This window comes from Bradyrhizobium jicamae (genome assembly GCF_018130695.1).
GTDB classification, from domain to species: domain Bacteria; phylum Pseudomonadota; class Alphaproteobacteria; order Rhizobiales; family Xanthobacteraceae; genus Bradyrhizobium; species Bradyrhizobium jicamae_B.
Map to the genome: position 1 here is coordinate 122,109 of NZ_JAFCJX010000004.1, position 24,519 is coordinate 146,627.

The 24,519-nt window shown below is 65.3% G+C and carries 24 protein-coding genes; 16 read left to right on the forward strand and 8 right to left on the reverse strand.

All coding sequences use genetic code 11. The features are described 5' to 3' along the window. Nucleotides 1-79 precede the first annotated feature (79 nt). From JQ604_RS07400 to JQ604_RS07415, 4 genes are read left to right on the forward strand one after another with little or no spacing between them, the layout of a single operon-like run. Complete coding sequence (locus JQ604_RS07400; protein ID WP_212354877.1) at nt 80-934, forward strand: FAD binding domain-containing protein; 855 nt, start codon at nt 80-82, stop codon at nt 932-934. After that, entirely contained in the window at nt 931-3,246 is a 2,316-nt protein-coding gene (locus JQ604_RS07405; RefSeq protein ID WP_212354879.1) for a xanthine dehydrogenase family protein molybdopterin-binding subunit, read from the forward strand. Before JQ604_RS07400 ends, JQ604_RS07405 begins: the two co-directional genes overlap by 4 nt. Next, nucleotides 3,239-3,727, forward strand: coding sequence for a (2Fe-2S)-binding protein (locus tag JQ604_RS07410; RefSeq protein WP_212354881.1), 489 nt, complete (start codon nt 3,239-3,241; stop codon nt 3,725-3,727). Before JQ604_RS07405 ends, JQ604_RS07410 begins: the two co-directional genes overlap by 8 nt. After that, on the forward strand, nt 3,724-6,003 hold the full coding sequence (locus JQ604_RS07415; protein WP_212354883.1) for a xanthine dehydrogenase family protein molybdopterin-binding subunit: 2,280 nt from the start codon (nt 3,724-3,726) through the stop codon (nt 6,001-6,003). The genes JQ604_RS07410 and JQ604_RS07415 overlap by 4 nt, the downstream gene beginning before the upstream one ends. Before the next feature lie 4 nt (nt 6,004-6,007). On the opposite strand, the gene JQ604_RS07420 is transcribed toward JQ604_RS07415, so the two are convergent. Continuing rightward, entirely contained in the window at nt 6,008-6,622 is a 615-nt protein-coding gene (locus JQ604_RS07420) for a helix-turn-helix domain-containing protein (RefSeq protein ID WP_212354885.1), read from the reverse strand. 116 nt (nt 6,623-6,738) lie between these two features. Between JQ604_RS07420 and JQ604_RS07425 the strand changes: the two genes are divergently transcribed. From JQ604_RS07425 to JQ604_RS07480, 12 genes are all read left to right on the forward strand, one after another. Continuing rightward, nucleotides 6,739-7,137, forward strand: coding sequence for a hypothetical protein (locus JQ604_RS07425; protein WP_212354887.1), 399 nt, complete (start codon nt 6,739-6,741; stop codon nt 7,135-7,137). Between the two features lie 6 nt (nt 7,138-7,143). After that, a complete protein-coding gene (locus JQ604_RS07430) occupies nt 7,144-7,548 on the forward strand; it encodes a cupin domain-containing protein (RefSeq protein ID WP_212354888.1) in 405 nt (134 codons plus the stop codon). Between the two features lie 40 nt (nt 7,549-7,588). After that, on the forward strand, nt 7,589-8,173 hold the full coding sequence (locus JQ604_RS07435) for a CoxG family protein (RefSeq protein ID WP_212354890.1): 585 nt from the start codon (nt 7,589-7,591) through the stop codon (nt 8,171-8,173). Nucleotides 8,174-8,199: 26 nt separating this feature from the next. After that, nucleotides 8,200-9,048, forward strand: coding sequence for a cyclase family protein (locus JQ604_RS07440; RefSeq protein WP_212354892.1), 849 nt, complete (start codon nt 8,200-8,202; stop codon nt 9,046-9,048). A 26-nt stretch (nt 9,049-9,074) separates the two neighbouring features. After that, complete coding sequence (locus tag JQ604_RS07445) at nt 9,075-9,284, forward strand: hypothetical protein (RefSeq protein ID WP_212354894.1); 210 nt, start codon at nt 9,075-9,077, stop codon at nt 9,282-9,284. 199 nt (nt 9,285-9,483) lie between these two features. Continuing rightward, complete coding sequence (locus tag JQ604_RS07450; RefSeq protein WP_212354896.1) at nt 9,484-10,359, forward strand: FAD binding domain-containing protein; 876 nt, start codon at nt 9,484-9,486, stop codon at nt 10,357-10,359. Further along, on the forward strand, nt 10,349-10,840 hold the full coding sequence (locus JQ604_RS07455; protein WP_212354898.1) for a (2Fe-2S)-binding protein: 492 nt from the start codon (nt 10,349-10,351) through the stop codon (nt 10,838-10,840). The genes JQ604_RS07450 and JQ604_RS07455 overlap by 11 nt, the downstream gene beginning before the upstream one ends. Then, entirely contained in the window at nt 10,837-13,182 is a 2,346-nt protein-coding gene (locus JQ604_RS07460; protein WP_212354900.1) for a xanthine dehydrogenase family protein molybdopterin-binding subunit, read from the forward strand. The genes JQ604_RS07455 and JQ604_RS07460 overlap by 4 nt, the downstream gene beginning before the upstream one ends. Next, a complete protein-coding gene (locus JQ604_RS07465) occupies nt 13,179-14,294 on the forward strand; it encodes a ring-opening amidohydrolase (RefSeq protein WP_349631064.1) in 1,116 nt (371 codons plus the stop codon). Before JQ604_RS07460 ends, JQ604_RS07465 begins: the two co-directional genes overlap by 4 nt. Then, nucleotides 14,294-15,502 (forward strand): FAD-dependent oxidoreductase, encoded by a 1,209-nt coding sequence (locus JQ604_RS07470; protein WP_212354902.1) that lies wholly within the window; start codon nt 14,294-14,296, stop codon nt 15,500-15,502. Before JQ604_RS07465 ends, JQ604_RS07470 begins: the two co-directional genes overlap by 1 nt. 13 nt (nt 15,503-15,515) lie before the next feature. Then, complete coding sequence (locus JQ604_RS07475; RefSeq protein WP_212354904.1) at nt 15,516-16,037, forward strand: VOC family protein; 522 nt, start codon at nt 15,516-15,518, stop codon at nt 16,035-16,037. A gap of 4 nt (nt 16,038-16,041) precedes the next feature. Then, the gene (locus JQ604_RS07480; RefSeq protein ID WP_212354906.1) at nt 16,042-17,490 is read left to right on the forward strand and encodes an amidase; all 1,449 of its coding nucleotides are present in this window, start codon (nt 16,042-16,044) and stop codon (nt 17,488-17,490) included. On the opposite strand, the gene JQ604_RS07485 is transcribed toward JQ604_RS07480, so the two are convergent. From JQ604_RS07485 to JQ604_RS07515, 7 genes are all read right to left on the reverse strand, one after another. After that, a complete protein-coding gene (locus JQ604_RS07485) occupies nt 17,427-18,182 on the reverse strand; it encodes an ABC transporter permease (RefSeq protein ID WP_249158100.1) in 756 nt (251 codons plus the stop codon). The genes JQ604_RS07480 and JQ604_RS07485 overlap by 64 nt on opposite strands. After that, entirely contained in the window at nt 18,179-18,991 is an 813-nt protein-coding gene (locus tag JQ604_RS07490) for an ABC transporter ATP-binding protein (RefSeq protein ID WP_349631065.1), read from the reverse strand. Before JQ604_RS07490 ends, JQ604_RS07485 begins: the two co-directional genes overlap by 4 nt. A gap of 9 nt (nt 18,992-19,000) precedes the next feature. Then, complete coding sequence (locus JQ604_RS07495; protein WP_212354910.1) at nt 19,001-19,975, reverse strand: ABC transporter substrate-binding protein; 975 nt, start codon at nt 19,973-19,975, stop codon at nt 19,001-19,003. A 394-nt stretch (nt 19,976-20,369) separates the two neighbouring features. Further along, nucleotides 20,370-21,206 (reverse strand): ABC transporter substrate-binding protein, encoded by an 837-nt coding sequence (locus tag JQ604_RS07500; protein WP_212354911.1) that lies wholly within the window; start codon nt 21,204-21,206, stop codon nt 20,370-20,372. Between the two features lie 65 nt (nt 21,207-21,271). Beyond that, entirely contained in the window at nt 21,272-21,760 is a 489-nt protein-coding gene (locus JQ604_RS07505) for a MaoC family dehydratase (protein ID WP_212354913.1), read from the reverse strand. A gap of 9 nt (nt 21,761-21,769) precedes the next feature. Beyond that, nucleotides 21,770-23,353, reverse strand: a complete 1,584-nt coding sequence (locus JQ604_RS07510) for an acyl CoA:acetate/3-ketoacid CoA transferase (protein ID WP_212354915.1) — start codon at nt 23,351-23,353, stop codon at nt 21,770-21,772. 13 nt (nt 23,354-23,366) lie between these two features. Further along, nucleotides 23,367-24,509, reverse strand: a complete 1,143-nt coding sequence (locus JQ604_RS07515; RefSeq protein WP_212354917.1) for an acyl-CoA dehydrogenase family protein — start codon at nt 24,507-24,509, stop codon at nt 23,367-23,369. Nucleotides 24,510-24,519 lie beyond the last annotated feature (10 nt).

Sequence of the window (24,519 nt, forward strand, 5' to 3'; positions counted from 1 at the left end):
CAAGCTCAACTTCGTAGTGGTGGACACCCGGACACAGTCATGTTAATCACGTTAAACAAATTTGAGCAAGGTTAAAAACTTGAAGCCTTCGGCGTTCGACTATTTCAGGCCCGCGAGCCTTTCCGAAGCGCTCGCGCTGCTGGCGAAGTACAAGGACGATTGCAAGATCCTGGCCGGCGGCCAGAGCCTCGTACCGGCGATGAATTTCCGGCTCGCGCGTCCCGCGATCCTGATCGACATCAACGATCTCGGCGAACTCGACTACATTTTTGCGGACGACAATGGACTCCATATCGGCGCGCTGACGCGCCATGCCGCGTTCCACCGGCGCGTCGTCGACGGCCCGCTTGGCGCATTGTTGTCGAAGGTGGCGCGTCACATCGCGCATTATCCGATCAGACAGCGCGGCACTTTTGCGGGAAGCCTGGCGCACGCCGATCCGGCATCGGAATGGTGCCTCGTCGCCACCGCGCTGAACGCGGCGATCGTGGCGAAGAGCATACGCGGCGACCGACGCATTTCCGTCGGCGATTTCTTCAACGGCACATTCGCAACCGATCTTGCGGCCGACGAGCTGCTTGCCGAAATTCACCTGCCGGCGATGGGGCCGGGCTGGCGCACCGGCTTCTTCGAATTCTCCCGGCGCGCCGGAGATTTTGCACTGGGCATGGCACTGGCGGCGCTCAGGATCGAAGACGGTATCGTACGTGAAGCGCGGCTCGGGGTCGGCGGCGTCGCCGATCGCGCGATCCGTCTCGAGAGCCTGGAAGACGGGCTGGTCGGCCATGCCGCTTCGCCGGAGCTGATCGACAGCATCGCGCGCGAGGCGTGGGCATTGGTCACCCCTGTCGGTGACATCCATGCGTCGCCCGAATACCGGCGCGACCTGATAGCGACCGCCGTCAGGCGCGCGCTCACAGAGGCTGCGGCATGAACTGGATCGGACGATCGCTGCCGCGGCTGGAGGATCCGTCTCTGCTCCGAGGCCATGGCAGCTACGTCGCCGACCGCATCGGCAAGGCCGCTTCCGTCCGCTTCGTGCGCAGCCCGTTGGCCAGCGGCGCGATCACCGGTATCGAGATTCCACCGGGAGCAACGGTGTTCACAGGCCGTGACCTGTCCGACGTGAAGCCGATCCAGCCGATCCTGCATCGTCCGGACTACATCGCGATCGGCCAGCCGGTGCTGCCGGTCGACCGCGTCGCCTTCTGCGGACAGGCCATCGCCGTGGTCGTCGCCGAAGATGCTGCGCTCGCCGAGGATATCGCCGACCAGGTCTTCGTCGACATCGACACCACGGACGCCATCGTTGACCTCGACACCGCGCTCGCGCCCGGTGCTGCGCCGGTCCATCCCGAGGCGCCGTCGAACGTGCTTGTCGAAGGACGCATGAGGACGGCCGGCTTCGACCGGGCCTTTGCGGATGCAGCCGAGATCGTCGCGCTGGACCTGCGGTCACATCGGCAATCCGCAGCGCCGATGGAAGGCCGTGGGGGACTGGCCGAATATGACGGCGTCTCGGGGCGCGTGACGCTCACCGCGTCGGTCCAGATGCCGCATATGTTGCGCACGGGGATCGCCGATGCGCTCGGGATGCCGGAGTCGGAGCTGCGCGTGATCGCACCGGACGTCGGCGGCGGCTTCGGCCAGAAGATGTCGCTGTTCCCGGAATACATCGTGCTGGTCTGGCTCGCGCGAAAACTGAAACGCAGTGTCGCATGGATCGAGGATCGCCGCGAGAACTTCACCGCCTCCGCCCATGGCCGCGATCAGGCCTTCAGCCTGCGCGGCGCCTTCGCGAAAGACGGCAGGCTGCTCGGGTTGGAGGCCGATCTGCGCTCCAATGTCGGGGCGTTCTCCTGCTATCCCGTCACCTGCGGCGTCGAGCCATTGATGGCGCTGGCTGAGTTGCCGGGCCCTTACGATCTTGGCGAATACGGTGTTCGTTCACGCGGTGTCACCACCAACACCTGCATGATGGCGCCGTATCGCGGCGTGTCGCGACCGATGCTGACCTTCTCCATGGAGCGTCTGATGGAGGTGGCGGCAAAACGCCTCGGCATCGATGCGGTCGAGATCAGACGGCGTAATCTGATCGGCACGTTTCCGCACCGCTCGCCGACCGGCCTCGTCTATGACGAGGGCAGCTATCTGCAGGCGATGGAGACGGCCGTCAAAGCCATCAACCTTCCGGCGTTTCGGGCGCGGCAGACCGCGCTGCGCAAGCGCAACCGCCATCTCGGCGTCGGCCTCTCGGTGTTCAGCGAGCGTACCGGATACGGCACGCCGGCCTACGCCGCGCGCGGCATGGACATCGTTCCCGGCTATGAGATCGTCGATTGCACGATGGATCCGTCGGGGAACGTCGTGCTGCGCATCGGGTCCTCGCCGCATGGCCAGGGCTTGAAGACCAGCCTTGCCCAGCTTGTAGGGGATGAATTGGGCATCGAGCCGCAGCGGATCAGGGTCGTCTCCGGTGACACGGATGCCACGCCCTATGGCTGGGGCACTTTCGCCAGCCGCTCGATGGTGATCGCCGGCGGTGCATCCAAGCTTGCCGCGGGACAGGTCGCCGGCAAGCTCAAGGCGATCGCCGCGCATCTGATGGAAGCAAGCCCCGACGACATCACGCTGGAGAACGGCCTCGCCCGCGTCAGCAATTCCAACCGGACGACGGAGATCGGCGCCTTGGCACGCGCAGCCTATCACCAGAGCCACAAGTTCAAAGGACTGTCGCCGGGGCTGCATGAAAGCGCCGTCTACGATCCCGGCGGGACCTTCTCGAACGCCTGCCACGTCGCCATCGTCGAGGTCGATATCGAGACCGGCGGCGTCAGGATCGAACGCTTCCTGGTGGTCGAGGATGCCGGTGTCCTGATCAACCCGATGATCGTCGACGGGCAGATCGCCGGCGGCGTCGCGCAGGGGATTGCCAACGCGCTGTTCGAGGAGATGATCTACGACGAGAACGGCAATCTGCTGACGGCGTCGTTCGCGGACTATTTGCTGCCAACCTCGGCGGAGATCCCGGAGATCGAGATCACCCATATGGAGACGGTGTCGCCCGAAAGCGTCACCAAGGCCAAGGGCGTCGGCGAAGGCGGCGCGATCGGTGCGCCGGCTGCGGTCGTCAACGCGATCGTCGACGCGCTGTCGCCGTTCGGTATCGAGCTGTTCGAATTGCCGGCGACACCGCAACGGATTCGCGAGCAGCTCCGCAAGGCGGGAGTATCGGTCCATGGCTAGCAAGCGCGACGTCAATCTCACCATCAACGGCGCGTCCCACGCGGTCTCGATCGAGCCGCGCCGGACGCTGGCCGACGTGCTGCGCGACGATTGCGGGTTGACCGGCACCCATCTCGGCTGCGAGCACGGTGTCTGCGGCGCCTGTACCGTGCTGGTCGACGGCAGGCCGGTCCGGTCCTGCCTGATGTTCGGCGTGCAGGCCGAGGGCAAGACAATCCGTACCGTCGAGGGGCTCGCCGACGGCGACACGCTGCATCCGCTGCAGCAGGCGTTTTGGGAAAACCATGGACTGCAATGCGGCTTCTGCACGCCCGGCTTCCTGATGCTCGCCGCCGGCGCGCTGGAGGAAAACCCTGAGATGTCCGACAACGAGATCAAGGACGTGCTGTCCTCGAACCTGTGCCGCTGCACCGGCTATCAGAACATCGTCAAGGCGGTGCGGATCGCGGCGCGCGAATTGCGGGCGAGACCGCGGGCATGAGCCATATCGGCCGGTCGCTCCGGCGCATCGAGGATCGTCCACTGCTGCGCGGGGCCGGCGCGTTCGCGGCCGATTGCAATGCCCGTGACCAGCTCCACATGCGCGTCGTGCGTTCGCCGGTCGCGTTCGGGCGGATTCTCGGGATCGAGACCGCGGAGGCCTGCGCGCTCGACGGCGTCGTCGCGATCTGGACAATCGCAGACGTCGCCGAATTGCCGCCGATCGACTTTCGCCAGATGGGGCTCGAGGCGCTCGCGGCCTACCGCCAGTTCGTGCTGGCGCGCGACTACGTGCGCTATGTCGGCGAGCCGGTAGCTGTGGTGTTTGCCGTCGATCCCTATGTCGCGGAAGACGCGGCCGACCTAGTGTACTGCGATATCGATGAGCAGGCCGCGCAGCTCGATGCCACCGCACCGCCCGTGGCGTTCAAGCCCGACATCTATCCCGGGCTATTGTCGGAACCCGCGGTGCTCCGCCGCGCCTATGGTGACATCGACGCTGCCTTCGCCGCGGCCGAAAAGATCGTCGCGGTGGAGGTCAAGGTCGGGCGTCACACCGGCGTGCCGCTGGAAACCCGCGGCGCGCTCGGCGTCTACGACGCGGACAAGGACGTGGTGACGCTCTATGGCGTTGCCAAGGTGCCGCACTACAATCGTGACGCCATCACGAGGATGCTCGGCCTCGGTCCGGGGCGGCTGCAGCTCAGCGAGGGCCATGTCGGCGGCGGTTTCGGCATCCGCGGTGAGCTCTATCCGGAGGACGTGCTGGTGTGCGCCGCGGCGCTGCGGCTGCACCGTCCGGTGAAATGGATCGAGGACCGCAAGGAGCATCTGCTCGCGGCCAATCATTCGCGCGATCAGGTCTATCGATTGCGCGCCGCCGTTGACAAAAGAGGCTTCATCCTCGGCCTCAAGGCGGAGTTCTTCACCGACCAGGGCGCTTATGTGCGCACCCACGGCACCACGGTGACCGATCTGTCCGCGGCCATGCTGCCGGGGCCCTACGTCATTCCCGCCTATTGCGTTGAGGGACATATCCGGCTCACCAACAAGACGCCGGCCGGCACCTACCGCGCGCCCGGCCGCTACGAGTCCACCTTTGCCCGCGAGCGGTTGATCGACAAGATCGCCAGTGACCTCGGTCTGTCGCCGGTCGAAGTGCGCCGCGCCAACTTCATCGCCGCCGAGGCGATGCCGTTCGATCGCGGCATCCAGACGCTTGGAACCGGCGTCGTCTATGATTCCGGAAAGTACGGCGATCTGCTCGAACGCGTGCTGGATCGTCTCGATTACGATCAGCTGCAGCAAGAGCTCGCCGCGCGTCGAGATCGCGGCGAGCACGTCGGGCTCGGCGTCGCCTGTTTCGTCGAAAAGAGCGGCCTGGGCCCGCAGGACCTGGTCCGGATCAGGGTCGATGGCCGCGGCACCATCGAGATCGTGACCGGTGTCGCTTCCGTCGGGCAGGGCGTCGAGACCGTGCTGGCGCAGATCTGCGCGGAGACGATCGACGTTCCGATCGAGCGGATCAGCGTGGTCCATGGTCAGACCGACCGGATCGAGATCGGCTTTGGCGCGTTTGCGTCCCGCGTCACGGTGATGGCGGGCTCCGCGGTGAAGATCGCGTCCGAGGCCCTGCGCGACCGTGCGCTTGCGACCGCGGCCAAGCTGCTGCAGACGACGCCCGATACGCTACGTCTGTCGAACGGAACGGTTGAGGCGATCGACGGCGGGGCGTCGCTGCCGCTCGGAGACGTCGCTTTGCATCTGGAGGAGTCCGGCGGCCTTACGGGCGAGGGCCGGTTCGTCGCCGGCCACATGACCTATCCCTACGGCATCCATGCGGCGCAGGTGAAGGTCGACCCGTCGACCTGCGGGATCACGATCGAGCGCTATCTGGTCGGCTATGACGTCGGGCGCGCCATCAATCCGATGCTGATCGAGGGGCAGATCGTCGGCGCGGCCGCGCAGGGGATCGGCGGCGCGTTGCTGGAGGAGTTCGTCTATGACGAGAACGGCCAGCCGCTGGCGGCGAGTTTTGCCGACTATCTGATGCCGACCTGTCATGAGGTGCCGGAGATCGAGGTCCTGCTGCGCGAGGATGCGCCGTCACCGCTCAATCCCCTCGGCGTCAAGGGCGCCGGCGAGGCCGGCATCAATGCCGTTGGCGCCGCGCTTGCCGCTGCAATTGACGCTGCACTTCAAAAGCCGGGGGTCGTGACGCAGCTTCCGATCACGCCGGCCCGGCTGCATGCGATTCTGCGAGGCCGGCGACCATGATGTCTCATTCACGGTCGAGGTTGAACCACAGCGTGCGGACCGTGGTCTTGCCGTGGTTCCAGATCTTGTGCTTACGGCGGGAGCTGTAGGCGATGAGGTCGCCCTGCCGCAACACATGCTTGGTGCCGTCGACCTCGACGGTCAGTACGCCCTGCAGCACGAAGCCGTATTCAAAACCGTCATGGTGGATCGGATGCTCGGCGCTGCCGGTATGGGGGGCGTATTCATTGACGGCAACCGAGACTCCGCGGCTGCGGTCCTCGCGCAGCAGCCGGCGCACCACGTGCTGCGCGGTCTCGACCTTGCGTGCCTCGGAGGCGCGCACCACGATCTTTTCCTCGCTCTCGGCGCCGTTGACCAGCAGGTCCGACATCGTGACCCCGAGCGCGCTCGCGATCACGATCAGCGAACCGATCGACGGCGAGGCGCGGCCGCGCTCGACCAGGCTGAGCATCGAGGTCGAGAGCCCCGAAACATCGGCAAGCTCCTGCAGCGTCAACCCGCGCAGCTGCCGCAATTCCCGGATCCTGATTCCGATCGCCGCCAGCGTGTTCGCCGTGGTCTCGGCGATCTCCTCCGGTAGCGCTTCGAGGTTCGCCTCGGTGCCGCGTTCGCTCATGTCGTGACGTTCCTTGTGCCGCTCCGCTTCAGTCGTTCGCAAAGTAGACGTTGCCCGGTCTCGGATTTTGAATTATATTCAAAAATATTGATCTGTCCTAAAATATGCAGGTGGCGATGACCAGCACTCCGTTACCCCGTGTCCGCGTCATCGACAGCGCGGTCGGGTGTCCAGAAATACCCATCGTCGAGGGCGAGGGCAACGCGAAGGTTGTGCTGTCACCACATAACGGTGCCACCTTTCGCAGCTTTCAACTGGTCTCCCTGAAACAGGGGGCCCGCACCATCGGGCTGAGGCACGCGTCGAATTGCGTCTACTACGTGATGGAAGGTTCGGGCGCCATCGTCGACGCCGCCGCCGGCTCACGTGTCGATCTCGCGGAGGGCAGCATGGTCCATATCGATGCCGGCGATCTCTATCGCATCGAGGCTGGCGAAGCCGGCATCAAGGTGATCGGCGGACCATGCCCGCCGGATGAGAACCTGTATGCCGGCCTTACGGCGGTCGGGAGCTGATCACCGATGGCCATTCGTCTGTTTCACCGCGATCACCCCTCGTTGCGGCTGCCGCTGATCTCGAAGGATGCCCGGTTCGTGATCTGGCCCGGCGTCGGCGCCTGGGAGGCGAACCTGAACTACGTCCGCCTCGAACCCGGCGAGGCCAACGTTCCGCACATCCACACGCTGTCGGAGGACACGATCTTCATCCTCGAAGGCCAGGGCACGATCCACGACTACACCAACGACATCGCGGTGCCGTTCCACGCCGGATGCATCGTCCATGTGCCGGTCGGCATCAAGCACGCGGTCAAGGCGGATCGCGGCACCGGAATCGTCAGCGTCGGTGGACCGGCGCCGGCCGACGTTCCCTTGCTGAAGGCGGCCGGTGCGCTGCCGGCGGATGCCGCGCCGCCGCCCGTCACTTAAGTCCTGGAGCCAGCATGACAGGAAAGCAGCGAGTCGGCGCATGAAGCTGCATCAGGAATTCGTCATCGCGCGGCCGCTCGACGAGGTCTGGCGTTTCTTTCACGACGTTCCCGCTGTCGCAGCCTGCCTGCCGGGCGCGGAATATCTTGGCCCCAGGGATGATGGCCGGCATGCGGGCAAGGTGTCGGCCAAGGTCGGTCCATTCCAGGCGAGCTTTGAGGGCGAGGCGGAAGTCCGTTACGACGAGGCGGCCAAATCGGTCGCGCTCGAAGGCAAGGGCGTTGACCGCAAGGGCGCCAGCCGCGGCAAGATGACGATGGTCTGCTCGCTGCAGCCGGTCGGCGCGGGAACCGCGATCACTGTCGATTCCGACGTGCAATTGTCCGGCACCATCGCCCAGTTCGGCCGAACCGGCCTGATCACCGAGATCGCCAACGCGCTGGTCGCTGATTTCGTCGCCAATGCGGAGGCCGCGATGGGTGCCCGTGCCGCGCCGTCCGCCGCAAGCGAGAAGCCGCTTGCTGCAAGCGATAGCGCTGCAGCGGTACGCCCGATCGGTGGCCTTGCGTTGCTGTTGGCCGCCTTGCGGGGCGTTTTCAGATCCCTGTTTCGCCGCACGGCGTGACATTCGAATCAGACAAGGAATCCGCCATGAAGATCGTCGACATGAGTCATCTGATGAACGTGCACACGCCCGGCTGGGTCGGCTACGCCGGCAACAAGATGTACTATGCACAAAACCTTCAAACCAAGATGATCGTCGCGCAGCGTATCGACACCGCGCTGCATGTCGGCACGCATATCGATGGCGCCATGCACGGCACCGACGGCATGGGCGACATGGCATCCTATCCGCTGGATTTTCTGGTCGGCCCCGGCGCCGTGGTCGACGTCTCGCCCCACATGGACGATTGGGCCGTGATCACGCCCGAGATGATCGAGGCCGCGCCGGTCGAGGTGAGGGAAGGCGACATCCTGATCCTGCACACCGGCTGGCACCGCTATTGGGAGGGACAACCGCAGCAGGACCTAGTGCGCTATTTCTGCATGCATCCCGGCGGCAAGATCGAGCTGCTGCAATGGATGCTGAAGAAGAAGATCAAATGGTTCGGCATCGATTGCGGCTCCGGCGACCACGCCATGAACACCTCGATCCGCCTGATGCGCCCTGATCTGACCAAGCGCTTCGAAGCCAAGGTCGGCATGAGCTGCGACGCGTTCTTCGGCGAATACAGCTACGTGCACAAGAAATCCGGCCGGCAGGTCACCGAAGACATGTTTCCGTTCCACTCCTACGCCTTCCAGGAAGGGCTGATCCACGCCGAGAATGTCGGCGGCGACATCGAGAAGATGTTGAACAAGCGGGCGATCATCGGCGCGTTTCCGTGGCGCTATGAGGGCCTTGAAGCCTGTCCGTGCCGGATCGTCTGCTTCGAGGGCATGGACGAAAACGTCGAGGCTGTCGGCAACGTCGCCAAGGCCATCTTCCAGCGGCGCTGATACGGGGCGGCCCGGCCGATGACGCCATGATCCTGTTCTGGCGAGATTATCATGTCGTGACGATGAGCGACGATAGCCGCTCGGCGTGGCGATGGGAAATCAGGCGCCGCAGCGCACCGATGGGTGTCAAGCTGAATGGCGATGGATTCATGTCACAGCGGGCGGCCGAGGAGGCCGGCAGGCAGGCGCTCGCGACATTCCTGAACGCGCTCACCTCCGAGGAGCGACGCGGCTGATATCACCGCTGGTCGGCACGACATTGCGTTTGCAAAATCTTTATGCAGATCGAGAGCAGAATGAGCAAGCAATCGCTGGATTTCGATGCAACTCCGGCGTCGTTTCCGATTGCGGGCTTTTGACTCAAGCGCTTCGACGATCGATACTTTCGCGTTGCATGCGCCGCATCGATGCAGGCGCGGTTTCCGAGCGAGAACGATGAAGCCTGCGCCATTCAGATATATTGCAGCTTCGTCTCTCGATCATGCGCTTGCCCTGAAGGCCGAGCATGGCGATGAGGCCCGCTTCCTTGCCGGCGGTCAGAGCTTGATCCCGGCGATGAATTTTCGATTGGCGCGGCCGGCCGTGCTGATCGACATCAACGGCCTCGGCGAGCTCTCAGGCGTCGAACGATCGCGGGACGAGATCCGGGTCGGCGCGTTGACGCGCTATCATTCCCTCGAAGGCGACCGCGGATTCCTGGCCGACTGCCCGCTGTTTGCCGACGCGCTGCCGCACATCGCCCATCCGCAGATCCGCAATCGCGGCACGATCGGCGGCAACCTGTCCCACGCCGATCCGGCTTCCGAATTGCCGGCGCTTGCGGTTGCGATGCAGGCGCAGATGCGGATCAAGTCGGCGAACGGCGAACGCCGGGTCGATGCGTCCGAATTCTTCCAGGGACTGCTGACGACCGACATGCAGAGCGATGAGATGCTGGTCGAGATCGTCTTTCCGCCGCCGACAGCGCGGAGCGGGGCCTGCTTCATGGAAGTGGCGCGGCGGCGGGGCGATTTCGCGCTTGCCGGCGTGGCCGCCGTCGTGACGCTCGACGCGCAGGGATGCTGCGCGCAGTTGCGGCTCGCGCTGTGCGGTGTCGGCGAAACGCCGGTCGACGCCAGCGCCGCCGCGGCATCCCTGATCGGGCAGCCCTGCACGGGCGAGGCGATCGAGGCCGTCGCGGTCGACGTCCAGGGCACGATCGATCCATCGGGTAACGTTCACGCCACCGCCGATTATCAGCGGCACATCGCCGGCGTTCTCGTCCAGCGCGCGATCAGTACGGCGCAGTCGCGGGCCGCCGATGCAGCCTGAGCGGCACGACGTCGAACTGTCCGTCAACGGTACGATCTACCGGCGTACGGTGGAGGCGCGAACTCTGCTCAGCGATTTTCTGCGGCATGACCTCGGGCTCGCCGGCACCCATGTCGGCTGCGAGCACGGCGTCTGCGGCGCCTGCACCATCCTGTTCGACGGCGCGCCGGTGCGCGCCTGCCTGATGCTGGCGGTCCAGGCCAACGGCCATGAGCTCGCGACGGTGGAGGGACTGGCGGCGAGCACCGGCAAGCTGCATCCGGTGCAGCAGGCGATGCACGACCATCACGGCCTGCAATGCGGCTATTGCACGCCGGGCATCTTGTTGACGATGACGGCCTATCTGAAGCGGAACCCGCAACCGTCCGAAGACGACGTACGCGAGGCGCTGTCGGGCAATTTGTGCCGTTGCACCGGCTACCAGAACATCGTCGATGCGATGCTGGCCGCGGCAGCGACGATGCGGACGGCTGCGCCATGACCACCCGCTTCTTCGGCGCGCCGGTCAAACGCAATGAGGATCGCAAGCTTCTCACCGGGCAGGGGCTGTTCATCGACGATGTCGAATTGCCCGGCATGCTGCATGTTGCCTTCCTGCGCAGCCAGGTCGCGCATGCCCGGATCAAGCGGATCGATGTCTCGGAGGCGTTGCAGCGGCCGGGGGTGATCGCGGTCTACACCGCGGATGATCTCGGCGCCTATTGGCAGCCGGGCCCCTTGCTGGTGCCGCCGCCGCCGATCGAAGGCAGCATCTTCAACGCGCGGACGCAGGTGCCGCTCGCCCGCGACAAGGTTCGCCATGTCGGCGAGCCGCTCGCGGTCGTCGTGGCCGACAGCCGTTACATCGCCGAGGATGCGCTCGACGACATCGTCGTCGATCTCGACATCCTGCCGGCGATCGTCGATTGCGAGGACGCGCTGCAGGCTGCGACGCATGTCCACGACGATCTCAGTTCGAACATGGCGGCGCGGGTGCGCCAGACCAAGGGCGACTACCGTCGCGCCGCCGCAAACGCGCATCTGATCCTCAAGCGCCGCTTTCGCTATGAGCACGGCATCTCCTCGCCGATCGAGACCCGCGGCATGGTGGCGCAATGGAATGCGCGCGCCGACCAGATGACGATCTGGGACACCACCCAGGCGCCGGTCTTCGTCCGCAACGGCCTCGCCGCCATGCTCGGCCTCGGCGAGCGGCAGGTCCGCGTGATCGCGCCTTTCATCGGCGGCGGCTTCGGGCCGAAGATCATGATGTTCTACCCGGAAGAGGTCGTGCTGCCGTGGATCTCGATGCGGCTCAACCGTCCGGTGAAATGGATCGAGGACCGCCTCGAGCACTTCTTCGCTACCACGCATGAGCGCGGCCAGATCCATGACGCCGAGATCGCGCTTGCCGCAGACGGCCGCATTCTCGGCGTCAAGGACGTGTTCCTGCACGACACTGGCGCTTACGATCCCTATGGGCTGACGGTCCCGATCAACAGCCAGTGCACCTTGCTCGGCCCCTACGTCGTGCCGAACTACGACAGCACCTTTACCGCCGTCTTCACCAATCTGCCGATCGTGACGCCCTATCGCGGCGCCGGCCGGCAGCACGGCGTGTTCGTGATGGAGCGGTTTCTCGATCTGGCGGCGCAGGCGCTCAAGATCGATCCTGCCGAGATCAGGCGCCGCAACCTGATTCCGCCGGACGCCTTCCCTTACAAGAACGAGATCATCTACCAGGATTTTCAGCCGCTCGAATATGACAGCGGCAATTACGAGCCGGTGCTCGACAAGGCGCTGGAGCTGATCGGCTATGATCGCTTCCTCCGCGATGAGCAGCCGAAGCTTCGGGCCGAGGGCCGTTGCGTCGGCATCGCGGTTGCCTGCTATGTCGAAGGTACCGGCATCGGGCCCTATGAGGGCGCCAAGGTCCAGGTTCAGTCCAACGGCAAGGTCAACGTCGCGACCGGGATCGGTACCCAGGGGCAGGGTCATTTCACCAGTTTTGCGCAGATCGTGGCCGATGAGCTCGGCGTCGATGTCACCGACGTCGATATCGTTACGGGTGACACCGACCGGTTCTATTGGGGCGCCGGCACCTTTGCGAGCCGCGGCGCCGTCGTGGCCGGCACGGCAGTGAAGAAGGCCTCGCGCGCCGTGCGGAAGAAGGCGCTGAAGCTTGCCAGCGACGCCTTCGAATGCGCGGAAGAGGATCTGGTGCTTGCCGACGGCAAGGTCTCGATCACGGGAATCCCGGAGAAATTCATCCGCCTCGGCGATCTCGCGCAACGCGCCAATCCGATGCGCGGCGCGGTGACGCCGGGGACCGAGCCGGGGCTGGAATCGACGCAATATTTCGGGCCGCCGATGGGCGCGACCGCCAACGGCGTCCATGCCACGATCGTCGAGGTCGATCCGCAGACCTTCGACCTCAAGGTTCTCAAATATATCGTGGTTCATGATTGCGGCACCGTGATCAATCCGATGATCCTCGCCGGCCAGATCCATGGCGGGGTCGCGCAAGGCATCGGCAATGCGTTCTACGAGAAGCTGTCGTTCGACGACCAGGGTCAGCTGCTCAACGCTTCGCTTGCCGACTATCTGCTGCCGACCGCGCTGGAAGTGCCGCGCATGGAGCTCGACCACACGGTGACGCCGTCGCCGCTCAATCCGCTCGGGATCAAGGGCGCGGGCGAGGCGGGCGCTATTCCGGTCGGGCCGCTGCTCGCGCAGGCGATCGAGGACGCGCTGGATTTGAAGCGCAAGGAGGTCGAGTTGCTGGAAATTCCGCTGAGCCCGAGCCGGCTGTTCGAACTGACGCGCAAGGCGAGGCCCACGTGAGGACGGCGCAGGTCTTCAGATTGTCGATGGACCATCCGGGCGACCTCTCCGAGCTCGATCGGCTGATCGCGGGCGGCACGGTGCGCGCGGCGGAGATCGTCGCGATCATCGGCAAGACCGAGGGCAATGGCGGCGTCAATGATTTCACCCGCGGCTATTTCACGCAGACCCTGATGGCGCTGCTGGCGAAGCATCTGAACAGGCCCGCCGAGCAACTGATCCGCGAAATTCCCTGCGTGCTGTCAGGCGGCACCGAAGGCGTGATGAGCCCGCATTACAGCGTGTTCTGTGCCGGCGAGGGTGGGCCAGGCCCGGGCGCGAGCCCATCGCTTGCGATTGGCACCGCCTTCAGCGCTCCGGTGCCGGCGGAGGATGTCGGCCGGCGCGCCCATGTCGAGAGCGTCGCCGATGCGGTTCGCGCCGCGATCGCCGATGCCGGGATCGCGCACCTCGACGACGTGCATTTCGTGCAGGTCAAATGTCCCTGCGTCACGGTGGCGCGCGCCGCGGCGGCGATCGCGGCCGGCAAGACGCCGCTCACCAATGATCCCAACAAGTCGATGGCGTTTGCGCGGGCGGCAGGTGCGTTTGGCGTGGCGGTGGCGCTCGGTGAGCTCGCGCCGTCGGCCTTCCAGGATGCCTCGCTGCTGTCAGACTTTTCCATTCAGTCGCCGCGCGCCAGCATCTCGTCGGGCGTCGAGGTCGAGAGCAACGAGGTGGTCGTGCTCGGCAACAGCGCGCGCTGGGCCGGTCGGCTGCGCATCGTCCACCGCCCGATGACCGACGCGCTCGATCTCGGAGCTGTCGTCGACGTGCTGGCCGACCTCGATATCGACGCCCGGCCTCAGGTCACAGCAGCCGACGCCACGAGGATCGCGACCGTGCTGGTCAAATGCGAGCCGGACCGTCGTGGCAGGATTCGCGGTCACCGCCACACCATGCTCGACGACACCGACATCAACGCCCAGCGGCATGTCCGCGGCGCGGTCGCGGGCCTGGTTGCCGGCGTGATCGGCGACGGCCGGATCTTCGTGTCCGGCGGCGCCGAGCATCAGGGGCCGGATGGCGGCGGCCTGATTGCGGTGATCGCTGCGCGAGAAGGGGCTGCCTGATGCGGATCGTCATCGTCGGCGCGGGCGTTGCGGGATGCGTGATGGCGCGGAGGCTGTCGCGATTGGACGGCGTCGAGGTGGTTTGCCTGGAGCGCGTCGCGCGCGACGATCATTCCGAGGCCGGCACCGGACTTAATGTCGGACCGAACGCGGTCAAGGCGGTCAAGGCGGTCGATCCGGAGCTCGTCGATCGCATCACCGAGGCGAGCTACCTTTGGCACAATTGGCGGATCTCGCTGACCGACGGCACCGTGTTGTTCGACCTTCCGCTGGCCGACGTCGCCGACGGGCCCGGCTGGCGGATTCGCTGGTCGGAGCTCTATCGCGTGCTGCGCGAGGCGGCGGGCGACAAGGTCTTCTACGGCTGCGAGATCACCGGGATCGGGCGCGCCGCCAGCGATCCCAGCAAGACGTCGGTCACATGGATCGAGGACGGCAAGACGCGGCGGCTCGACGACATCGATCTGCTGATCGCGGCCGATGGACGCTATTCGGCGGTGCGTCGGACGATCTCGGGTGAACCCGAGGTGCAACAGACCGGCGTTGCGATCTTCCGCCTGCTGGTGCCGGATACTGCGGGCGGGCTGATCGACGATTACGAACAGTGGTTCAATGGGCCGAACCGCCTGCTGTCGTTCAAGGTGCCGCCCGGCCACATCTATGTCGCCGGCACGTTTCCGATTTCGCCCGAGGCGCCGATTGCAGAAAGTTTGAAAACGCCCGACGCTCTGCGCGCGGCCTATACGCCGCCTGATGCCGAGCCGAGTGCCCAGGCGCGCTGGCTGATCGACACGGTTTGCGCGAACGCCGCCGATACGCATTGGGCGCGGATGCAGGAGCACACGCTGCTGTACCGCGCCGAGGACTGCAACGTGCTCTATCTCGGCGATGCCGCCCATGGCATGGTGCCGACGTTGGGGCAGGGCGCCACGCAGGCGCTCGAAGACGCCGCGAACGCTTCGGCGCTGATCACCCAGCGCTATCGGGACGGTGTCCGCGACGTCGCGGGCTGGCTCGCCGATATCGAGGCGCTGCGGCAGCAGCGCATGCGCTTCGTGATGGCGTTTTCGCTCGAGGCGACCGACACCATGCGCGATGGTGCCGATCCGGTCGCGGGGACGCGGCACAAGACCGAGGCTGCGTTCCAGAACAGCCTGAAGGCACTCTACCGCGACGTTGGATTGCCGTTGGATGGACGCCGAACCTGAGGAGACGAACGTCATGACCACCGCTCTCGAAAAGCAGCTGCCGCTCGCCACGGTGCACGGGCTCTACCATATCGCGATCAAGACCGACGATCTGGCGGCGACGCGCAAATTCTATGTCGACATCATCGGCCTGCGCGAATTCCCCCGGCCGGACTTCGGCTATCCCGGCGCGTGGATCGGCTGCACCCAGCCGGGCGGACTTGCCATCATGCACATCTACGCTGGCGGACCGGCGCTCGGCCCCGAGGGCAAGGCGCCGGCGGGGACGGCTGCGATCGATCACATCTCGCTGTCGTGCTCCGGCTATCGCTCCTATGTGGCGCGCTTCAAGGCGGCGGGGCTCGACTGGCGCGAGTTCATCGTGCCGGGCACCTCGCTCTGGCAGTTGTTCGTCTACGATCCCAGCGGCGTGCAGCTCGAACTGACGTTCGAATGCGGCGGCGAGGGCGAAGAGCTGCCGGACATGTCGCCGGGACGCAAATACGTCGCAGGCACGAGCTTCTTCGACAAGGCGGCTTACCCGAAGCTTGGCTGACGCGATGGACGATCGCGATCGCCCGTTATGGTCGCTCGACGCGGGAGAGCTTTGCGCGGCCTATGCGAACGGCCTGTCGCCACGCCGTGTGATCGAAGCGACGCTGGTGCGGATTGGCGAGGTCAATCCGAAGCTCAACGCGATCATCACGCTCGATGAGGCCGGCGCGATTGCGGCTGCCGAGGCAAGCGAGCGTCGGTGGCAGGCCGGCCGCCCCCTCGGCAAGCTCGATGGTGTCCCCGTCACGGTCAAGGACAACATCCTGGTCGCCGGGCTGCGCGCCACATGGGGCAGTCGGCTCTACGACGGCTTCGTGCCCGATGAGGACGAACCGCCGGTGCGGCGGTTGCGCGAGGCCGGCGCGGTCACTCTCGGCAAGACCAACGTGCCGGAGTTCACCGTCCATGGCTTCACCCACAATGCCGTGTTCGGGACGACCGGCAATCCCTGGGATCCCGCGCTGACGCCGGGCGGCTCGAGCGGCGGCGCGGTTGCCGCCGTTGCGTCCGGCATGGGCGCGCTGGCGTTTGGCACCGACGGCGGCGGCTCGATCCGGCGTCCCGCCGCGCATACCGGGCTGATCGGATTCAAGCCGTCGCGGGATAGCGTGACGCGCGGCAGGGGCTTTCCCGCGATCCTGCACGATTTCGAGGTGATCGGACCGATCGCACGCTGTGTCGACGATATCGTCGCCGGCATGGAGGTCATTGCCGGTGCGGCCTGGCCGCGGCTGTTCAGCGAATCCGCAGCGCCGCATCCCCGCATCGCCTACGCGCCGAGCTTTGGCGGCGCAGCGGTCGACCCCTTCATTCGCGACACGGTGGATCGCACTGTGGCCGCGATGCGATCGCTCGGCATCGACGTCGAATTGATCGCGCCGTTCGATCTGGCCGAGCCGCTTGGGCAGATCTGGCCGATCATCAGCCAGACCGGTGTCGCCTGGCTGCTCTCGCGGCATCGGGATTGGGAGACCAAGGTCGCCCCCGCGATCGCGGAGATGGCGGCGGCCGGACGGACCTACGGCGCCACGGATTATCTCAACGCACTGGATACGATCGCCGCGATGAAGCGGAACCTTGAAGCCCTGTTCGAGCGCTATGATTTCCTGGTCACGCCGAGCACGGCAGCGATGCCGTGGCCCGCGGCGGACTCGCATCCGACGGTGATCGCCGGCCAGCCGGTCGGTCCGCGCGGCCATGCCGTGTTCACGCCGGTTGCGAATGCGCTTGGGTTGCCGGCGATCTCGTTGCCCTGCGTGGTCGATGACGGGGCCCTGCCGGTCGGCCTGCAGATCATCGCCGGGCCAAATCGCGATTGGCCGCTGCTGGCATTCGCGCGCGCCTATGCGGGACGATTGTTCGTCCATCGCTGGCCGCCGCGCTTGGGGTGTCATCGCCCCGCCCAGTGCACGAAGCGGCGTTCGATCAGCAGGAACAGCAGGTTCAACGTATAGCCGAGGGCGCCGGCGGCGAAGATCGCCGCATACATGCCGGGCATGTCGAACAGCTGCTGCGCCTCGAACACGCGCTGGCCGAGGCCGTCGGTCGAGCCGATGAACATCTCGGCGACGACGATGATGACGAGCGCCAGCGACACGCCGTTGCGCAGGCCGACGAAGGTCTGCGGCAGCGATTCCAGCAGCATCACGTCGAACAGCACCCGCGTCCGCGACGCGCCCATCACCTTGGCCGCGAGCAGGCGCGTCTTGCGCGCGTTCATCACGCCATAGGCGACGTTGAACAGGATCACCAGTGCCGCCCCGAAGGCCGCGACGGAAATCTTGGTGCGGTCGCCGACCCCAAACAGCACCAGGAACAGCGGAAACATGGCCGAGGCCGGCGTCGAGCGGAAGAAGTCGATCAGAAACTCCACCGAGCGATAGAGCTTTTCGGACGAGCCGAGCAGGATGCCGAGCGGGATCGCGATCACGGCGGCGATCGCGGTCGAGGAGATGGTTCGCATCACCGTCTTGAGGAAATCGGCCCCGAGCTTGCCGCTCAGCATGCCCTCCCACAGCGTGCGGAAGGTCGCAAGCGGCGAGGGCAGCAGCACGGGATCGACCAGCTTCAGCGCGGTGGTGAGACCCCAGACCGCGAGCAGGATGGCGACGCCGACCAGCGGCAGCAGGGCGTTGGATGTCTTCATCCCCGGCGCACCTCGCGCTGAAACAGTTTCAGGCAATGCGCCTTGGTGGCGACGAAGTCCGGCTCCGACAGCGTCTTGTCGGTACGCGGTCGCGGCGCGTCATAGGGGACGAACTCGACCACGCGCGCCGGGTGGCGCGACAGCAGCAGCACATGGTCCGAGAGATAGACGGCCTCTTCCAGATCGTGCGAGACCAGCACCGTCGTGGTCCGCGTCTCCATGAACACGCGCTGCAGCTGGTCGCGCATGAACAGGGTCATCTCGTAATCGAGCGCGGAGAACGGCTCATCGAGGAACAGGATTTCTGGCTCGACGACCAGCGCGCGCATGATCGAAACCAGCTGCTGCTGGCCGCCGGACAGATGGTAGGGATACAGCGCGAGGTCGATCTTGACGCCGAGATGGGCGACGAGGCGCTCGACCCGCTGCTCGCGTTCCGCCTTCGGCATGCCCATCACCTTCAGCGGATAGGCGATGTTGTCGAACGCCGGCAGCCAGGGAAACAGCGCCTCGCGGTAGTTCTGGAACACATAGCCGAACTTGACGCGGCTGAGCGGCCGTCCGTCGAACAGCACCTCGCCGGCATCGGCGGGGACGAGGCCTGCGATCATGTTGATCAGCGTGCTCTTGCCGCAGCCGTTCGGGCCGAACACCGAAATCAATTTGCCGCGGGGAATATCGAGGTCAAAGCGGTCATAGATCACGGCGTCGGGATAATGCTTGCTCAGGCCGCGGATCGTGACATGCGGCGCGGTACGGCGCGACTCGTCGAAGCCGCCGGTCGCCACGCTCGGGGCCAGGCTGGTCACGCGCATCCCTCAGAATCTCTGCAGGAACTTGCTGGCGTCGACTTTCTCGGGCACCACGCCGATCGAGGTGCCGAAATCCGCGAACGCCTGAAAGTCGGCGAGCTGCTTCGGGCTGAGATCGCCAGCCATGACGTAGCCCAGCATCGAGACCATGTCGACGACGTTGTCGGGCGTGAACGTGTTCTTGGCGAGGTGTTTTCGCGCCTCGTCCGGATTGGCGTTGATGAATGCGATCGCCTTGGCCCACGCTGCAGCGAACCGCTTCGCCACATCGGGCCGCTTCTGGATGAAGTCGGAGGTCATCGCGCAGCCCGCGGCATAGGCGTCGGCGGCCTCGTTGCCCAGGATATATTTCGAGATCACGCCGGCCTCGATCGAGCGGGCAATGCCGGCCTTGATCATCATCGACGCGTTGGGCTCCAGCGTATAGCCGCCGTCGAACGTGCCGGCGGTCATCGCGTTGACGTGCTGGCCCATGTCGAGCTGGTCAATGGTGTAGTCGCCATCCTTGAGGCCGTTCTTGGCCAGAATGGCCTTTGCGGTGTTGAGATTGGCCGGCCCGGGCGCGGACATCAGCTTGGCGCCCTTCAGGTCGGCGATCGAGTTCGCCGGAAAGCCGTTGCGGACGACGAACTGCTCCATCTTCCAGACCTTGGTCTGGCTGTTGAGGCTGATATACATCGCGACGCCCGGCTTCTTGACGTCGGCATTGAGCCCTTCGAGCATCACCAGCACCGCCGACACCTCGATCTGGTTGGTCATCATGGCCGCGACGTTGGGCGGCCCGCCCATCAGCTTGGTCATTTCGGGCTCGATGTTCTGCTCCTTGAAGAAGCCCCGCTCCAGCGCAACGAAGTAGGGTAGTGATGAGCTGACCGGGAACACCCCAACTGAAACCTTGTCTTGTGCCCTGGACGGTGTGGGCAGCACGATAAGGCCGATCAACAGGACAAGGATCACGGCGACGGCTTTGGTCAGTTTCATGCGGCATCCCCCAAGGCTCCGATACCAGGGGCAAGAAATGTGCCGCGTGATTGATGTGCTTGCGCGCGCCGGATTTTGCGCGCGGACCGCCCTTGCGAGATGGGTGGAATAAAATAGATCAGTAAAATGAAAAGCTTACGATGGAAGTTGTCTACCGTTCCCGTGATGGATTGGAGCGAGAGTCACGGTAGTTCAACCACTTGGAGGGTGGCGTGTGCACGACCTGTGCAGCGGGAGATCAAGAAAGATCTTGCACCGGCCGACAGGAGCAAGCTGCCTGAAGCGGACGGATCGGCCTTCAGAGGTGCAAGTGCAAGCAAGATTTCGAGAGTTACGGCGAGCTGTGCGAGGCTGACGAGCAACCTCGTTCTCAAAGATGAGGCAGTGCCAGCTGTCAATTCGTCGGCCCGTCACCACGAATGGCGAACGTCGCGGTCTTCAACTTGGTCATACCGAACTTGTCGAACAGCTTGTCGTAGGTGCCGTCGGCACGGACTGCGTTGAGGGCGTCGGCGAAGGCTTGCGCGAGCTGCTTGTCGCGGAAGGCGAAGGTGATATCGGTGCCGGCGATGTCGCGGACCCAGATCTTGGCGATGCCTTTCTGCTCGAGCGCATTCGCGGTCTCGTTGATGTTCAGTGCCGCCTCGAGCTGGCCGGCGCGTAGCGCCGCAGAGGTCGCGGTGACGGTGGTGAAGGTGCGCAGCTCGATCGGCTTCAGGCCCTTGGCGACCATCTCGGCGTTGAACTCGCGCGCCTTGCGCTCAGTGTAGGTCGCGGACTCGACGCCGACGACGCGGCCGGCGAGATCCTCGAACTTCTCCAGCTTCAGGCTGGAGGAGGGATCGGTGTAGATGCTGATCGCCTGCTGCGCGTAGGGCACGAGATAGAGCATCTTCGAGCGCTCCTCGGTCCAGAACAGGCCGGTATTGATGGCATCGAAGCGGCCGGAGCGCAGCGCCGGGATCATCGGTGGGAAATCCATGCGCAGGAATACCGCCTCGACGCAGATGCGCTTGGCGATCTCGCGGGCGAGCTCGACATTGAGTCCCTGCAACTCGCCCTTGTCGTCGACGAATTGCTGCGGCGGCAGCGTCGGGTTGATCGACATCTGCCATTTCGGCGCTTCGATCAAGCTCGATGCCGGCACTTTCGGCGTGCAGGTCTGCGCGCCGGCGACCTGCGTCAAGCCGATCAGAACGGCGAGGGCGGAGAAGGTTTTGGCAAATCGCATCAAAGTACTCCTGTCAAATCGCGGGTGGCAGTTGAGCCGTCTCCTGTCCGACGTCTTTTTCTGTGTTACGGGGCAGCCGGGGCGCCGCGATCGGCCTGCCGGGTCAGGATCAGCGAGATGTGGCGCGCAGCCGTCACCACCTCGTCGCGCTGGTTGAGAAGGTCGAGCGTCTCGACGACGATGCCGCGCTCGGGATTCCTTGTCGGCCGCTTCTCGACGAAGCGGAAACGAACGCGCAAACTGTCACCGGCAACGATGGGGCCCTTGAATTTCACCTCGTCCCAGCCGAGCGAGGCGACCGAGGTCTCCTCGTAAAGCTTCAGCTCCGACTTCAAGCCTTCCATCAGCGACAGGCCGTACAGGCCATGGCCGATCACGGCCGGAAAGCCGCGCGACTTCGCGTAGCCTGAGTCGACATGCAGCGGATGATGGTCGCGCGTGACGTCGGCGAAGGTCGCGATGTCGGCCTCCGTCACGGTGTGCACGGACGTCTCAAATTCTGCGCCGAGCGCGATGTCCTCATAGCGAAGATTGATCGGGGCGTTGGTATCCATGCTGATCCCTCAGGCGACTTTGCGCGACCGCGCGGGCAGCGCCATGAAACTCTGCGCAATGCCCATCGGCCCGGATCGGAAGATGCGCGGGTCCATATCCCTGAGTTGCGGGCTGATGCGCGGTCTGAAGCCCATATGCGCGAGGATGTCCTCCTCCAGGCGCACGCCCGGGGCGATCTCGGTCAGCGTTACGCTGCCGCTTTCAAGCTCGAACACCGCGCGCTCGGTGACGTAGCTGACGTGCTGGCCGCGCTGCGCGGCGAGCGAGGCACTGAAGCTGATCTGTCCGACGTGCGGAACGAATTTGCGGAAAGCGCCGTCGCGCCGGATCGCCAGGCGGCCGTTCTCGACGCCGATGTCGAACTTGCCGCCGGTCATGGTGCCGCTGAAGATCAGCCGCCTGGCGTTCTGGGTGATGTCGATGAAGCCGCCGGAGCCATCGCGCCGCTCGCCGAAGCGGGTGACGTTGACATTGCCCATCTCGTCCACTTCGGCGAAGGACAGGAAGGCGCAGGACAGCCCGCCGCCGTCGTAGAAATCAAACTGATAGGCCTGGTCGAGGATGACGCGCGGATTGATCGCGGTGCCGAACTCGCGCGCATGGCCGGGCACGCCGCCGACCACGCCGGATTCGACCGTCAGTGTGATCAGGTCCGAGATGCCTTCCTCCGCCGCGACATTGGGGATCATCGCGGAGATACCGACGCCGAGATTGACGACGTCGCGCGGGCGCAGCTCGAAGGCGGCGCGGCGGGCGATCACCCGCCGCTCGGTGAGCGGATCGGGCGTGATCATCGCCACCGGCACGCGGGTCTCGCCGCAGCGCGCCGGATCGTAGACGGTGCCGTAGGTCTGCATCTGATCGGGTTCGAGCACGACATGGTCGATCAGGAAGCCCGGGATCTTTACCATCTGCGGATGGATCGAGCCGCGCTTCACGATACGCTTGACCTGACAGATCACGGTGCCACCGGCATTGTGCACGGCCTGCGCGATCGAGAGGTCTTCGCGCGTCGTGCCCTCGTGCTCCATGCTGATATAGCCGTCCTCGTCGGCGGAGGTGCCGCGGATGAGCGCGACATCGGGCGGAGCGGGGACGCGGTAGAGCAGGTATGACTGGCCATGCAGCTCGAGCAGGTCGACCAGCGGCGCGGTGGTGCGCTGGTTCATGCGACCGCCGTCCTGGCGCGGGTCCATATAGGTGTTCAGGCCGACATGGGTGAGCACGCCGGGATGCTTCGCCGCCATGGCGCGGCAGAGCTGGCTCATCACGCCTTGCGGGAAATTATAGGCGTCGATCAGCTCGTCGCGGACGAGGCGCATGAAGGGCACTTGAAGCCCGAAATTGCCGCCGATCACGCGCGCGATCAGACCTTCATGGGCGAGATGGCAGATGCCCTTCTCGGTCACGGCGCCGACGCCGGTGATGTTGATCAGCGTCAGATTGTGCGGGCCCTGGCCACTGACGAAGCGCCGTTCCAGCGCATCGAGGATGGATTCGGCAACGCCGGTGCCACCGTTGCCGCCGACGATCAGCGTGTCCGCGTCGCGGATGATGCCGGCGGCTTGCTCCGCCGTGATGATGCTCAGCATGACACGCGCCGCATCACGCGGCCTCCTTCTCGACCTGGCGGGCGATGATGAGCCGCTGGATCTGGTTGGTGCCTTCGTAGATCTGGGCGAGGCGAACGTCGCGGAAGATGCGTTCGATGCGGTATTCGCGCGAGTAGCCGTTGCCGCCGTGGATCTGGAGGGCGTTGGAGACGTGCTTCATCGCCATGTCGGTCGTAAATAGTTTTGCCTGCGCGGCCTCCTTGGCGATCGGCTCGCCGGCGTCGTGCAGACGTGCGGCGTGGTGGATCAGGAGGCGCGCGGCCGCAATGTCGGTCGACATGTCCGCGAGCATGAACTGCACCGCCTGGTAGCCGATGATGGCCTGGCCGAACTGCTTGCGATCGCGGGCGTACTTGGTGGCATCCTCGAATGCGGCCTGCGCCATGCCGAGCGCCATTGAGGCCATCATCAGCCGGCTAAAGTTGAAATTGCTCATCGCCATTTTGAAGGCCTGGTTCTCCGGCCCCATCAGGCTGTCCGCCGGCAGGCGCACATCGGAGAAGGTGATCTGGCAGTCGTCGAGCCCGTGCATGCCGAGCAGCTCCTCGTTCTTGCCGCGGGCGATGCCGGGCAGGGTGCCGTCGACCAGCAGGCAGGAGATGGAGCGATGGCCTGCATCCGCGCCGGTGCGCGCGAACACCATGATCCGGTCGGCGACGCCGCCGAGTGTCACCCAGGCCTTGGTGCCGTTGAGCCGCCAGCCGTTGCCTTCGCGCACCGCGTTGGTGCGGATGCCGGCGACGTCGGAGCCGTGATCGGGCTCGGAGACGGCGGTGGCGGGAATAATGTCGCCGCTGAGGATCTTCGGGATCAGCGCCTTGTGCGCGTCGGTGCCGTGATGGTCGAAGAACAGGGCGGCCTCGACGGGAATGGCGAAGGCATTGGCGACCGCACCGGAGCAACGCGCCAGCTCCTCCATCGCGATGCAGGCTGCGATTGCGTCGAGGCCGGCGCCGCCCGCGCCCTCACGCAGGCAGATGCCGAACAGGCCGAGGTCGGCCATGCCCCTGTAGAGCGCGCGGTCGAAGCGGTCCTCGCGGTCGATCGCGGCCGCACGCGGCAAGATCTCCGCTTCGGCGAAGCGGCGGGCGGTGTCGCGGAGAGCCTTCTGGTCCTGGGTGTAGAAGCGGTCCATCGTGTGCCCT

What these genes read in the sequence shown, in the direction of transcription:
- JQ604_RS07405 (WP_212354879.1), top strand. Translation starts at nt 931, where the DNA reads ATGAACTGGATCGGACGATCGCTGCCGCGGCTGGAGGATCCGTCTCTG.
- JQ604_RS07410 (WP_212354881.1), top strand. Translation starts at nt 3,239, where the DNA reads ATGGCTAGCAAGCGCGACGTCAATCTCACCATCAACGGCGCGTCCCAC.
- JQ604_RS07415 (WP_212354883.1), top strand. Translation starts at nt 3,724, where the DNA reads ATGAGCCATATCGGCCGGTCGCTCCGGCGCATCGAGGATCGTCCACTG.
- JQ604_RS07420 (WP_212354885.1), bottom strand. Translation starts at nt 6,622, where the DNA reads ATGAGCGAACGCGGCACCGAGGCGAACCTCGAAGCGCTACCGGAGGAG.
- JQ604_RS07425 (WP_212354887.1), top strand. Translation starts at nt 6,739, where the DNA reads ATGACCAGCACTCCGTTACCCCGTGTCCGCGTCATCGACAGCGCGGTC.
- JQ604_RS07430 (WP_212354888.1), top strand. Translation starts at nt 7,144, where the DNA reads ATGGCCATTCGTCTGTTTCACCGCGATCACCCCTCGTTGCGGCTGCCG.
- JQ604_RS07435 (WP_212354890.1), top strand. Translation starts at nt 7,589, where the DNA reads ATGAAGCTGCATCAGGAATTCGTCATCGCGCGGCCGCTCGACGAGGTC.
- JQ604_RS07440 (WP_212354892.1), top strand. Translation starts at nt 8,200, where the DNA reads ATGAAGATCGTCGACATGAGTCATCTGATGAACGTGCACACGCCCGGC.
- JQ604_RS07445 (WP_212354894.1), top strand. Translation starts at nt 9,075, where the DNA reads ATGATCCTGTTCTGGCGAGATTATCATGTCGTGACGATGAGCGACGAT.
- JQ604_RS07450 (WP_212354896.1), top strand. Translation starts at nt 9,484, where the DNA reads ATGAAGCCTGCGCCATTCAGATATATTGCAGCTTCGTCTCTCGATCAT.
- JQ604_RS07455 (WP_212354898.1), top strand. Translation starts at nt 10,349, where the DNA reads ATGCAGCCTGAGCGGCACGACGTCGAACTGTCCGTCAACGGTACGATC.
- JQ604_RS07460 (WP_212354900.1), top strand. Translation starts at nt 10,837, where the DNA reads ATGACCACCCGCTTCTTCGGCGCGCCGGTCAAACGCAATGAGGATCGC.
- JQ604_RS07470 (WP_212354902.1), top strand. Translation starts at nt 14,294, where the DNA reads ATGCGGATCGTCATCGTCGGCGCGGGCGTTGCGGGATGCGTGATGGCG.
- JQ604_RS07475 (WP_212354904.1), top strand. Translation starts at nt 15,516, where the DNA reads ATGACCACCGCTCTCGAAAAGCAGCTGCCGCTCGCCACGGTGCACGGG.
- JQ604_RS07480 (WP_212354906.1), top strand. Translation starts at nt 16,042, where the DNA reads ATGGACGATCGCGATCGCCCGTTATGGTCGCTCGACGCGGGAGAGCTT.
- JQ604_RS07485 (WP_249158100.1), bottom strand. Translation starts at nt 18,182, where the DNA reads ATGAAGACATCCAACGCCCTGCTGCCGCTGGTCGGCGTCGCCATCCTG.
- JQ604_RS07495 (WP_212354910.1), bottom strand. Translation starts at nt 19,975, where the DNA reads ATGAAACTGACCAAAGCCGTCGCCGTGATCCTTGTCCTGTTGATCGGC.
- JQ604_RS07500 (WP_212354911.1), bottom strand. Translation starts at nt 21,206, where the DNA reads ATGCGATTTGCCAAAACCTTCTCCGCCCTCGCCGTTCTGATCGGCTTG.
- JQ604_RS07505 (WP_212354913.1), bottom strand. Translation starts at nt 21,760, where the DNA reads ATGGATACCAACGCCCCGATCAATCTTCGCTATGAGGACATCGCGCTC.
- JQ604_RS07510 (WP_212354915.1), bottom strand. Translation starts at nt 23,353, where the DNA reads ATGCTGAGCATCATCACGGCGGAGCAAGCCGCCGGCATCATCCGCGAC.
- JQ604_RS07515 (WP_212354917.1), bottom strand. Translation starts at nt 24,509, where the DNA reads ATGGACCGCTTCTACACCCAGGACCAGAAGGCTCTCCGCGACACCGCC.